At 44.2% G+C, this 12759-nt stretch carries 8 protein-coding genes and 1 riboswitch; of the genes, 1 reads left to right on the top strand and 7 read right to left on the bottom strand.

The features are described from left to right. Window positions 1-163: 163 nt before the first annotated feature. The 7 genes from cobC to FKX85_RS17695 form a co-directional block, all read right to left on the bottom strand. On the bottom strand, window positions 164-697 hold the full coding sequence (gene cobC, locus FKX85_RS17725) for an alpha-ribazole phosphatase (protein WP_141616000.1): 534 nt from the start codon (window positions 695-697) through the stop codon (window positions 164-166). Beyond that, window positions 682-1488 carry an adenosylcobinamide-GDP ribazoletransferase gene (locus tag FKX85_RS17720; RefSeq protein WP_141615999.1) on the bottom strand — a complete coding sequence of 269 codons (807 nt, stop codon included), beginning with the start codon at window positions 1486-1488 and terminating at the stop codon, window positions 682-684. The genes cobC and FKX85_RS17720 overlap by 16 nt, the downstream gene beginning before the upstream one ends. A 26-nt stretch (window positions 1489-1514) precedes the next feature. Continuing rightward, window positions 1515-2564: a nicotinate-nucleotide--dimethylbenzimidazole phosphoribosyltransferase gene (cobT, locus tag FKX85_RS17715; RefSeq protein WP_141615998.1), complete on the bottom strand. Its 1050-nt coding sequence runs from the start codon at window positions 2562-2564 to the stop codon at window positions 1515-1517. Then, entirely contained in the window at window positions 2561-3295 is a 735-nt protein-coding gene (locus tag FKX85_RS17710) for a Dph6-related ATP pyrophosphatase (RefSeq protein WP_141615997.1), read from the bottom strand. The genes cobT and FKX85_RS17710 overlap by 4 nt, the downstream gene beginning before the upstream one ends. Before the next feature lie 172 nt (window positions 3296-3467). After that, entirely contained in the window at window positions 3468-3977 is a 510-nt protein-coding gene (locus FKX85_RS17705; protein ID WP_141615996.1) for a bifunctional adenosylcobinamide kinase/adenosylcobinamide-phosphate guanylyltransferase, read from the bottom strand. A 167-nt stretch (window positions 3978-4144) separates the two neighbouring features. Then, window positions 4145-4495 carry a DUF5522 domain-containing protein gene (locus FKX85_RS17700; RefSeq protein WP_141615995.1) on the bottom strand — a complete coding sequence of 117 codons (351 nt, stop codon included), beginning with the start codon at window positions 4493-4495 and terminating at the stop codon, window positions 4145-4147. Window positions 4496-5071: 576 nt separating this feature from the next. Next, on the bottom strand, window positions 5072-6979 hold the full coding sequence (locus tag FKX85_RS17695) for a TonB-dependent receptor plug domain-containing protein (RefSeq protein WP_141615994.1): 1908 nt from the start codon (window positions 6977-6979) through the stop codon (window positions 5072-5074). Window positions 6980-7161: 182 nt separating this feature from the next. Next, a riboswitch (cobalamin riboswitch) is annotated at window positions 7162-7359 on the bottom strand. Window positions 7360-8031: 672 nt separating this feature from the next. On the opposite strand from FKX85_RS17695, the gene FKX85_RS17690 reads away from it, so the two are divergent. Further along, on the top strand, window positions 8032-12162 hold the full coding sequence (locus tag FKX85_RS17690; RefSeq protein ID WP_229239669.1) for a hybrid sensor histidine kinase/response regulator transcription factor: 4131 nt from the start codon (window positions 8032-8034) through the stop codon (window positions 12160-12162). The last annotated feature ends 597 nt before the right edge of the window (window positions 12163-12759 follow it).

Here is a 12759-nt window from a genome sequence, read left to right as displayed (position 1 = left end):
ATTACACAGGCTGTCCCGAAGGATTTCAGGGAATGTACACGAGATTGATCGTGGGGCATTGCAAATGCCCTGCTTCGGCATCCTTTTGGCAAATTGGGAGGAGTTGACACAAAGGTTGGGAACATCCTCGTTGCTAGCGAAGATGACTCAATCTTTCAATCTTTCAATTTCCTAATTTTATAACTTCCCCATAATCCACTTTCAGTGAGAAGGAGTCTTTAAGTGCGATATTATTAAAATAGGCGTGGATGGCGCGGATGGGGCCTGCGTGCGTGATGATGATGGCTTTTTCGATTTGTTGCTTTTTGAGCTCGGTGATAAAGGCCACACAGCGATCATAAAGCTGCCGGTAACTTTCTCCCCCGGGACAGGGAACTTGGACAAAGTCTTCCATCCAGGGGGTGATTTCTATCTTGGGAATATCATCCCAAGCGAGCATCTCCCAATTGCCAAAATCCAATTCCATCAAGCGCGGATCTTCGGTGATGGAGACAGTGGGGAAAAGGGCTTTGGCCAATGTAGAGCAGCGAAGTAGTGGGCTGCTAAAAACCTGTATTGAAGTGATTTGTCCCGTCAGTTTTGTTTTGATGATGTTGGCTTCTTCCGGGAAACTGTCTGCTAGATGGAGGTCTGTCTGCCCATAGCAGGTTCCTTTGGCTATGGCCGGTTTGGTGTGGCGGATCAGATATATTTCCATATGATGAGTAGGCTCAGATAGAAAACGACTTCCGTGACTTGCTGGACAGCTCCCAGGCAATCTCCTGTGTAGCCCCCGATCCATTTTTGGAACCACCTGCCCATCCACCATTTGGCCATAAAACACGGGATGATAGCCAGGAAAACTGCGTAATTCTGGAAGAGTGCCAAGGGGAGAAAGGCAAAAACAGAAGCGACAAACAAGTCCCTGGTTGGGAAGTCCCCTTTGGCTATGGGCTTGGATTTGCTGCCGATTTCATCGTTTATCTTGGCATATTGGTGGGTTTTGAAAAAAGTAAGTGCAACAAATCTGCTTATCGAGTGTCCTGAGATATAGCAAGCAAAGATGCATTGGTAAAACTCAAAGCTATAACTGTTTTTTTGAATAATTTTGGCCAATTCCATTAGTCCAAGGAACTTGATGGCCAAAAGGAGAATCAAGCCGACAGCTCCAAAAGTGCCAATCCGACTGTCTTTCATGATCAGGAGGATCTTTTCCTTGGTCCATCCTCCTCCAAATCCATCCATGGTGTCAGCAAATCCATCTTCATGGAATGCCCCGGTGAGGATGACGGAAATGGCAATGGACAGAAACAGGGCAAGGGTAACAGGTAAAACCTGATAGGATAAGAGCAATGTAATGGCCGATGCCCCTCCAATTATCCACCCTATAAAAGGAAAGTACTTTCTGGAAATTCGCAGGTATTCTTCTGAATGATCCACCCATGACGGACAGGGGATCCGCGTGTAAAACATTAATGCCGTAAAAAAAGCCTGTAATTCTCTCATCATAAAATCATGGTTAAAAGTCCTTTGATTTATCTGCTTTCTTTACTTACCCCTGCACTGTCAAAACTCGCCATTTCGTTCAGAAACCCACAAGCCGATGCTACCAAAGGGTAGGCCAAAGCGGCACCAGAACCTTCGCCAAGTCTCATTCCTAACCTAAGCAATGGTTTTGCCTTGAAATACTCCAGCATGGCAGCATGGCCTTTTTCATGTGAACAATGTGTGAAAATGCAGTAGGAAAGTAGATTGGCATCTATTGTTTTCGCAACCAGTACAGCTGCTGTGGTGATAAAACCATCCACTAATATGACCATCTTCCTTTCCGCAGCTTTTAGCATTGCGCCGCATAACTGTGCAATTTCAAAGCCCCCAAAGGTACTCAAAATTTGCACAGGATTTTTCTTGTCAATTTGGTTATGTAAACGAATGGCCTTTGATAGCGTTTGAAGCTTGATTTTTTGTTGATTATCATTAGTGCCAGTGCCCTTTCCCACGCATTCTTGCAGGGGTAAACCGCAGATGGTGTGCATGATAAGGGCCGCAGAAGAGGTGTTGCTAATGCCCATTTCACCAAAGCCAATCACATTGCAGCCCTCTTGGTAAACCTGGTCCACTAGCTCGGCACCTTTTTGTAATGCGCCCAAACATTGCTCTTCGGTCATGGCCGGACCATGGAGATAATTGGCCGTTCCTTTGGCAATTTTTGCATGGATCAAATTGGGCTGATCGGTAAAATCATAGTTGACTCCAGCGTCTATGACTTTTAGTGCCAAGTGGTGCTGTTTGGCAAATATGTTGATGGCGGCTCCTCCTTCCAAGAAGTTCATGACCATCTGATAGGTTACTTCCTGCGGATAAGGGTTGACCAGGTTTTCTTTGGCGATCCCGTGGTCCCCCGCAAATACCAAAATATGTGGGTGTTTTAGCGAAGGGCTGAGCGATTGTTGGACCAAGCCAATGTGTAGGGCGAGGTTTTCCAGATCACCAAGAGCGCCGATGGGCTTGGTTTTAAGATCAATTTTTTGCTGTAGAGCTTTTTCAAGCGAATGGTCTAATGGCGGAATGTGAAAATCTATCATTTTTCTGCAGGTTTTAAGTCCTGGAAGTAAAAGCCAATTTCTTTTGGTTGCTCATGGGAAAAGGAATAGCAGCCTTCCTTTTTGTCTTTTGGTGCTTCATAGCTGCGAAACACTTTATCGCCCAAGGCAAAGTGCACTGGAGACGAGAAGATCGGCCCATCAAATACGAAGGTGTGGAATTCCCCATTTTCCCCGCAGGGATCTACCGATGATGGCAGGTCTTTCAAAAAATCCTCGTCAATCACCCTTCCTGCAAATTCTTTGGGTAAAAGCTCAGTTTTTACGCAGACGACGACTGTTTTAAAACCCAAGTCCAAAAATTCATGGATAAGCTCGGTGGTATTTCTTTTCCAAAGTGGAAACAAGGCCTTTAACCCTGCTTCGGCTAGTTTTTCTTCCCTGTATTTCTTAAGATCCTCTAAAAAAATATCGCCAAAGATGCTGTGGGTGATATCGGCATCCTTAATCTCTCTCATTTTATCCCCCATAAGCTGGTTATACGTGTCCATGCTGGGCATCTCGGGGAGTAAGAGCTCATCCACCTGAAGGCCAATAGACCTGGCCTGTGCCTGTAGCAATTCTCTTCTTACACCGTGCATGGAAACTCGCTGATAGGCCTCATTCACCGTGGTCATCAACCTGTCCACGTGAATCTCCTCATCCTGCATTACATGGTATAAGGCCAATGCGCTGTCCTTGCCGCCACTCCAGTTGAATACACTTTTGATCATTTTGGAAATAGTAAAATTGAAAGGTTATTGATTTTAATGGCACACAGATGACGCTGATAGCTATGATTCATTAAGGTTGTTTTTTCTTGTCATGAAATTAATTTATTCTGATAAAAATGCGGCCGTTCTTTTTTCGTCTCTTATGGATCAAGTCTCACATCTCGCCCAATCATCACTTCAGTTCTAAAGGAAGTCCAGAAACCATAAAGGTAGCTTTATCGGTCCTTTGGGCAATGTACTGATTGATCCAGCCTTGGAGTTCGGTGAACTTTCGGCCTACTTCCGTTTGGGCATGCAGTCCCATGCCGATTTCATTGGAAATGATGATCAAGGTACCGTTTTGAGCGGAATCAAACAACAGGTCCAGTTCTGATTTGCAGTGGTCCAAGCAACTTGCAATGTCACCTTTTGTATCGGAGAACCAATTGGTCAGCCAGAGGGTCACGCAGTCCAAGACAACTACTTTTCCAGAAATATCTACTTGGCCGAGGTGTTTTTCTTCTTCGATGGTTGTCCAGCGTTCGTCCCTGTCTGCTTGGTGCCTGTCCACTCGTTTTTGGAAGTCCTGGTCCCAAATTCTTGATGTGGCCAGATACAATGGTGTTTTTGATAGGCTTTCGGCCAACTGCTGGGCATAGTTGCTTTTTCCCGAGCGTTCACCGCCTGTAATGTAATAGATCATGGTTTATGGTGCGGATAGTTATAAGTTGTTAGGCTATTGACTTGAAAGTTCACTGGCTGCTATCCTGGATTAGTGGAAGTAGTCGTAGGTTACAGTTGGATAGGCCATCTCCTTGTTCAATAGGAAAGCTGTGCTGTCTTTTGTTGTTCATGATTTCTGGTTCAATATCAATTCTTTTTTTGATAGGGACAATTTTTGCAACCATTGCCACAGCATTTCCCTTGCCTGAGCAAGTACCAACTCGAAAATACATAAAATCCCTGGTCATTGACCGTGTAGTCGATGCCTTCGATCAGGGAAGTGGGTTTCCCCATTTTTTGGATCGTTTTGATCTTTTTTGGGCTGAGGTGTGCTGTCCAGTGGCTGATGCGGTCCTGTATGGCGGACTTTAGGCAGTCAGGGCACAGACAGCCCTTGTTTTCTTCCAGTGGGACAATAGGAGGAAAAGCACTGCACCAACATTCCGTAGTGCAGGCAAAAGCTTTTTGGCAATTTGGGCAGCGCTTTTCTTTGTTCATTGTTTTTACTTTTTCCCTATTTTCGGGAGGATTTATCCGGTTGTCCCAATAGCTAAACTGATGGAAGGTGTTAATTGAGCCTTTTGCTCAGTATTGTTTTTGACGAGGGCTGTGCCCCGGAATGATGAAAGTTGGGCTACAGGATCAACTAGCTGAGTTGAAAACTTGTTTGACACCAGGCAGGCCTGTCTACAAGCCAAAGGCAATCCTGTTTGATGCCAGGCAGGCCTGTCTACAAGCCAAATGCAATCCTGTTTGATGCCAGGCAGGCCTGTCTACAAGCCAAATGCAATCCTGTTTGATGCCAGGCAGGCCTGTCTACAAGCCAAATGCAATCCTGTTTGATGCCAGGCAGGCCTGTCTACAAGCCAAATGCAATCCTGTTTGATGCCAGGCAAGCCTGTCTACAAGCCAAAGGCAATCCTGTTTGATGCCAGGCAGGCCTGTCTACAAGCCAAAGGCAAGCCTGTTTGATGCCAGGCAGGCTCTCTGGGGTTTATCTTTGCTCCAAAAGAACCCTGCCTAATCTCCACAGAAAGGGAAGGAATATACTATTCAAGTCTTAATACGAATACCTTAAAACTGATATCGCGCTCCGATGCTGAAGTTTCTACCTCTGGTGGTATAACCATAGATGGCGGTAAAGTCTTCATCAAGCAAGTTGTTTACCCCACCATAAATGTTGAGTTTATTTTCCAAAACAGCCTGCTGGACGAATAAGTCCACCAATCCATAGCTATCCAGGTCAAATGCTCCTCCCACGCCATAATCATACACGGTACGCTTACTGGTGTAGTTATATTTTAGTGAGACTTGGGTGTTTTGGGCAGGTTTGGCATTAAAAGCCATGCCCCATTTGCTACCCGGTACACGATAAAAGGTTTCAGGCTTGTCGGTGCTTACATGCGCAAAATTAGCTGTCATGCTGAAGTATTCGTTAACCAGCCAGGAGAAATCTGCTTCAAATCCTTCTACCCTTCGTTTATCGGTCGTGTTTTGGTATTCACCGCCGATGTACCCGCCATTCTCGTCATAGAGTGATACAAATTCAATCGGACTGGATTCATCCCTGGTAAAATGTACCAAATTGAAGGTAAATTGATTTCCTATATAAAATGAAATGCCTTGCTCATAATTGAGGGATTCTTCGGGATTCAGCGCACTGTTTCCGTAATCAGGTGAATTGAGTTGATAGAGGGTAGGCGTGACATAGGAGGTGGCCACGGATGCTAGGATCTTTGTGGACACTTGATCGGAAACCTCAAAAAGGTAGCTTGGATTGACATTATAGATGAACTTGGCATCGTATTCCGAATGGGTGTTTATCCTGGCTCCTGCGTGGACATTGAAGCCACTGGCAGTTTCATAGAAGAAAGAAGCATAAGGATCCAATAGCGTAAACTGGTTATTGTCAAAAGCTAGTTCTCCCGGTTGTTCGTAGGATAATTGTTGGAGATTTACACCCCACAGTCCTTTCAGTCCTTTGATGATTTGGTGCTCTTGGGTCAGGTCTAGCTGAAGGTTTCTGCCTTTGTATTCGGAAGGGAAGCTACTGATAAACTCCCGCTCGCTGACATTATAGACGGATTTGAGTTTGATATTACCTTTGGTATACTGATAGGTAGGTGCCAAGCCAAACCGCAGCTGATTGCTTGTTTGGGTGTTATCGGCATCCAAGAAGGGACCATTGTCATAATCCGCCTCCATGTCATCATAGGCGGTAATAAAATCCATCCTGAATCGATCCGAAAAAGCATAGCCCATTTTGACCATGAGGTCTTTTCGATTGATGCCATCTTTGCCGAAGGCAGCGGTAGCTGCAGTATCCATGGCTGATGAAAACCCCGCTGAACTGTGAAGGCTTCCGGACACCAAGTAATTGAATTGATCGGTTTGGCCGTTTAGGCTGATGTTTCCCCGGTAGGTATTAAAAGACCCACCGCTGAAGTCAGCTGATCCACCGAATTTTTTGGCCTTGCTACCGGATTTCAATTTGATATTGATCACTGCTGCGGAGGCCCCGGTACCATAGAGTGTGCTCAGGCCACCGCGGAGCACTTCGATGGATTCGACCTGGTCCAGTGGGAGGAGCCGAAGGTCGTAAGTGGCATCGGCCAGGGAAGGGTCATTGATCGGAGTGCCGTCGATGAGGATAAGGGTGTTTTTACTGCTTGCCCCCCTGACAAAGTAACTAACATTGGTGCCAGGTGAACCAAAATTACCATCTATCTGGATCCCGGGTACTTCATTGAGCAGGTCAGGGATGGTCTTTCCCGCATTTCGCTGGATGTCTTCTTGGCTAAGTTGATAAATCGTTTTTCCTGATTTTTCGACCGGAATTTCAAATTTGGTTCCGGTAACGACGATTTCATCGAGGTCTTGGGCATTTTGTGCATTGGCAGGAGCACTCCAGAGGGAAATGCCTGCGACAAGGAGGGGGAGTAGTCCCTTCTTTTTTTGGAAAGAAATAATGTGCTTGTTCATAGCGTGTTTAATGTGTTAATAATTGGACACTATGAACTTTCTGGTAAAACTGTAAAAATATCCTCAGCGCTAAGGATATTTTCATGAACGCAATGATTGAATTCATTGCCCACATGGAACCTCTAAAGGCCTCATCATCGATGGGAACCCTTGAAGTTTCATAGCCTTTCACCCGAAAGCTCTGAATGTAGCAGTTGATGGCAGGTCTTCTGACTCGCTCCACACCTGGTGCCTTCCCATCCGATTTGGTGGACAGTGGCTTGGTTACCAGTTGCTTTTGGGAGCTTACAGCTGCGGGTACAGTTCCGGGTTTTCACCGGATTCCCTATTAAACCATTCCCCTTTTAGGGCGAATAGGTGCCAAAAACTGGCGCAAAGATAGGGGTTTTTATTGGGAAGTCGCAATAGGGATTGGTTTTAACAGGGCAAGCACATTTAAAAAATCAGTCCCTTTGAGGTTGCAAATCTAGCCGTGTTTTCATCGTCCAAGGATTGATCCTTGGACGGAATGGTTAAGTCCTCACCCAATCCCCTGTTAATGAGTTCTGTTATCAGAAAAATAGTTTGTAGTCATTAAGGCTTAAAGCCTTCCTTACATTAACCCGAGGTCTTGCCTTGGGGGCATAAGCTCAAAAACATTCCTCCAACGCAGGCTGAAAGCCCAGCTCAGTCCTTCCATCTAGTCAAACAATTGACAGGTAATACTGCGCCTTTTCCGTCCCTCTTCTTTGATTTTTTAAATTCAAATACCTAAAGGCAGCACAGAAAACTCTTCCTTGAAAGAATCATGAATCAACTGTAAAATAACTGGCCTCTTATCTTTACCCACTATAATCCATATAGAGCCGAGATCATTTATGTTCCTACGGAACGTAGCATTCATAAGGGACTATTGAAGTCACCACTCCCTGCGGAAGTCGTGAAATGTTACCTGTGAAAATCCATGAAATCAGAACGAAATAATTTAACTTGTTCTTTAAGCCCCATCAAATTAGTTGATTTGACGTAAAGTTTACGCTATATTGGGAAGACCCAATGACCCCAATAGCCAGATGAATCTTTTTTGTGCAAACTTGCTTTATATTTATTTGTTGCTGATAGGGCTTTCCAGTGCCTATGCGCAGGAGGGTAATTACCTTTTTGGTGCCATTACCGTGGAAGATGGCCTGTCCAATAACAGCGTTACAGATATTCACCAGGATGAGCTTGGTTATATTTGGATGGCGACCAACTCTGGACTTAACCGCTATGATGGTGAAGAATTTAAGGTGTTCAGAAACCGTCCCAATGACACCACATCCTTATCGGAAAACAGTGTTCGGAAAATCATGTCCGGCCCGGAAGGCGAGCTTTGGTTACTTAACCGAAACAACGTTATGGAGGTTTATGATGCCTCTACAGAGACTTTTAGTACTTCCCTTTTGCGGTATGCCAAGCGGTATGGCCTTGAAAGTACTGCGGTTCATTTAGTATATGAAGATGACTTGGGGCGATATTGGTTTGGGCATCCCAATCAGGGAATCAGCATTTATGATCCTGCTTCTAAAGAAACCATTTACCTTAAACACCAAAGCAACGACCTCTCTTCTATCAGTTATAATTATGTTTCGGCTGTTGCGGAAAATTCCAATGGTGAATATTGGCTGGTCTATTCCAATGGAGCGGTGGATATTCTTGAAGCCAATTCCTTAGAAGTAAAGCGAAGAATTGAGCTTTTTGCAGACACCAATGTTAACTTCACAGATGATTTTCAGATTTTTATCGACAGTGATGATGATGCTTGGATCTATTTGTATGAAAATGGCGAGGGACTTTTTTATTTTGACAGTTATGCTGATCGGCTACATCACCTTCATACCAACTCCGAAAAGACAAAACTGAACAATAATCAAGTAAGGGGAATAGTAGAAAACAAAAAGAACGAAATCTGGATCGGCACAGATCATGGAGGTATCAATGTCCTAAATAAGACTGATATGACGGTGAGGTATCTCCAACATGATCCAGAAAATCCCCACAGCTTGGCACATAACAGTGTGTATGCACTTATGAAGGATCGTTCAGGTATCATTTGGGTAGGCACTTTCAAAAATGGCCTCAATCTGTATAACGAGAAACTGATCCGTTTTCCCCATGTCAAGCACATGCTGACGGCCAAGCAGTCCCTTCCTTACAATGATATCAACTGCTTCGTGGAGGATGAAAAAGGCAATTTTTATATTGGTACCAATGGCAACGGCCTATTATATTTTGACCGGAAGAGGCAGCGATATACGGAGTTTAAGCATCAAGAAGGCGAAAAAAACAGCTTGCCAGGAGACATCATCGTGGACCTGATGATGGACAAAAACGGGGAGCTGTGGATTGCTACTTATTTAAAGGGACTTAGCCGTTTTGACGGTCAGCGCTTTAGGAATTACCAGCCTGATCCCAATGATCCCCAAAGTCTATCAGGTGAAAGTGTATGGGAGCTTTTTGAGGACAGGGAAGGGAATGTTTGGGCAGGAACTTTGCGCAGCGGTCTTGACCTTTATGACCCGGAAACGGATGGTTTTGTCCATTTTATCGGTCCTGAGGGCCGGTTTCCTATGCACTGTGATTATATTTCTTCGTTGGAGGAGGATGCTGCAGGAAACCTCTGGATAGGTGGTGGCAATGGGATCGATGTTATCAACCTAAAGAGTGGTTTTGCCACTTACCATGGGCACGAGCTTGGTAATTCGGCGTCGGTAGTGGGCAATAATATCATGGACATTTTCAGGGATAATAGTGGCATTATGTGGGTGGCTACTACTCAAGGACTGGGGTACTTTGATCCGGAAAATGGTGTATTCCATAATTTTAACCACACAGATGGCCTTCCTTCTGACCATGTGGTAAATATCCTGGAAGATGATCACCATAATTTATGGTTAAGCACTACCAATGGGTTGAGCCATGTTAATGTGGACAGGACAACGGATACCCTATCACTGGCTTTTCGTAATTTCAGTGTTGGCGATGGGCTCCAAGGAAATTCTTTCAATGAAAATTCAGCACTGAAAACCTCAAAAGGCGAATTGGTCTTTGGTGGACCGAATGGCTACAATATCTTTTTCCCCGATAAGATGCGAATGAATGAGGAAAGTCCCAAAACCGTTTTGACGGATTTTCAATTGTTTAACAAGTCTGTGAAGATTGGGGAAAAAATAGCGGGCAGGGTATTACTGGATCAAAATATCAACCAAACCGATAAGTTGGTGCTGAAGCATAATGAAAATGTTTTTGCCGTTGAATTTGCTGCACTGAACTTTATCCATTCTGACAAAAACCATTATCAATACATGTTGGAAGGCTTTGATAGTGATTGGGTGGATGTGGAAGACGGTGTCACCAAGGCCACCTATACCAACTTGGATCCGGGCAATTATACGTTTAAGGTGAAAGCTGCCAATAATGATGGTGTATGGAGCGAAAAAGCCCAGATGCTGGATATAGAGGTGTTGGCGCCCTTTTGGAAAACGCCATTGGCATTTTTGGTGTACTTTATCATTGTGGCCTTGATCGTAGTGGCGATTCAGCGTGAAATCATCGCCAGGGAAAAAGACCGCCTCCAAATCGCCCAAGACAGGGAAGAGGCAAGACGGATGAAGGAGCTGGATAAAATGAAAACCAAGTTTTTCACCAATGTCAGCCATGAATTCAGGACACCTTTGACCTTGATTTTGGCACCAGTGGAAAAATTGCTAAAGACTTCCAATGCACTCCATAACCGAAACCAATACCTCACCATTCAGCGAAATGCCAAGCGGCTGATGAACCTGATCAACCAACTGCTTGACATTCGAAAAATCGAAAGCGAGGGCATTGATTTTTCTCCTGTGGAAGGAGATATTGTGGGTTTTCTACGCGAAACTACCCAATCGTTTGAAGACCTCTCAGAAAAGAAAAATATTGCATTGCAGTTTAAGTCCAATAAACATCGGTTATTTACACATTTCGATGTAGATAAATTGGAGAAAATGCTTTTCAACCTACTTTCCAATGCATTTAAGTTTACTTACAGGGGAGGCGAGATCCAAGTGGTGGTGAACTATGAAAGGTTAAATCCATCAGATGAAAAAGGAATCCTTTCAATCAGTGTTCAGGATACTGGCGTAGGCATAGGTAAGGAGGACCAAAAGCGAATTTTTGAGCGCTATTATGTAGGTGAGGAAAACAGTGATAGCCTTAACCAGGGAAGTGGCATTGGTTTATCCATTGTGCAGGAATTTGCACGGCTGCATCATGGAGAAGTACTGTTGGAAAGTGACTTGGGAAGGGGCAGCACTTTTACCGTGACATTGCCCGTGGAGGAAATAGAGCATGTGGATCAAGTGATGGAAGAAAGCGATGAAGAAGAAATTTCAGGGATAGATCAATCCGAGAAAAAGACCCTGTTACTGGTAGAGGATAATGAGGATTTTGTGCATTACCTAAAATCCTGCTTGGTGGAGGATTATAAAGTGATGACAGCATTGAACGGGGAGGAAGGAAGGGAAATGGCTTTTGAGTTTATCCCCGATATGGTGATCAGTGATGTGATGATGCCAAAAATGAATGGTGTGGAGCTCTGCCAAATGCTGAAAAAAGACCTTCGTACCTCTCATATTCCAGTGATTCTCTTGACAGCCAAATCTTCCGAAGAGAAACAACTGGAAGGATTGGACAGTGGTGCCAATCATTACATTACCAAACCTTTTAATGTGGAGCTTTTATTGCTTCGGATAAGAAACTTGCTGAACGAACGGAGTTTGTTACAGGAGCGGTTCAAGAAGCGAATAGGGGTCATCACCAGTGAGGTAAAACTTGAATCACTCGATGACAGGTTGATCCAAAAGGCGGTAAAAGTGGTGGAGGACAATATGGACAATCCGGAGCTTTCGGTAGAAATGCTCAGTGGAGAACTGGCCATGAGCCGGGTGCATCTTTACAAAAAGCTTACTTCCCTGACAGGTAAAAAGCCCCTGGAGTTTATCCGCATGATCCGCTTGGAAAGGGCCACTCAATTGCTGGGTGAGAGCCAGCTTACCGTGGCGGAAGTTGCTTACCAAGTAGGATATAACAATGCCAAGTATTTTACCAAGCACTTTAAAGCGGAATATCAGGTATTGCCTTCGGTGTATGCACAACAAAAAGTGGAAGCAGCACATAGAAGTGGATGATTTTTAGATCGATCGGGTAATGGTGAACAGGAATAGTTTCAATGTAGCTACGGATGGGCACAAACTCAGATGTATCCTTCTTTTACAAACTTAAACCTGCTTCACCCTTTTTATCCCGAGTATCGGGACAGGTCCTGTGGTTTATAACATTCATGTGCTGATAAAGATAGATAGAACTTATGCATTGATTTTCTTTTTCCATATAGAACCATAATATTGCTTGATCCCGGTTTAGTGTTCACCAATGCTGGAGCTTGACAGTGATTATTGGCAAAATACAGGAGGATATTGATTTTTTTCCGCTCACGGAAATGATAAAACGTAGCTTTTAACGGACTATAAGGCCATTAAACCGCTTGTTAACATTTGTGCCCCTTCAAATAAACATTTCATAGCCCTTTAATTTTTTGTTTAGGCCTACATTAGATTAGGAAATTAACCTAAACCCACAATGACAGACATATTTACTACTTTGAAGCAAAGAGATCTTCCTTGGTTTCTTGAGGATTGTACTCACCTTTTAAGGTTGTTGGTTTATCCACTACCTTGGATACCACATTCTTGCTATTGGCAGCTTTTGCCAGGCCAATTACGCCG

The organism is Echinicola soli (genome assembly GCF_006575665.1).
Lineage (GTDB): Bacteria > Bacteroidota > Bacteroidia > Cytophagales > Cyclobacteriaceae > Echinicola > Echinicola soli.
Note: the sequence above shows the minus strand (reverse complement) of the source record. Positions and strands in the feature narration are given on the sequence as shown.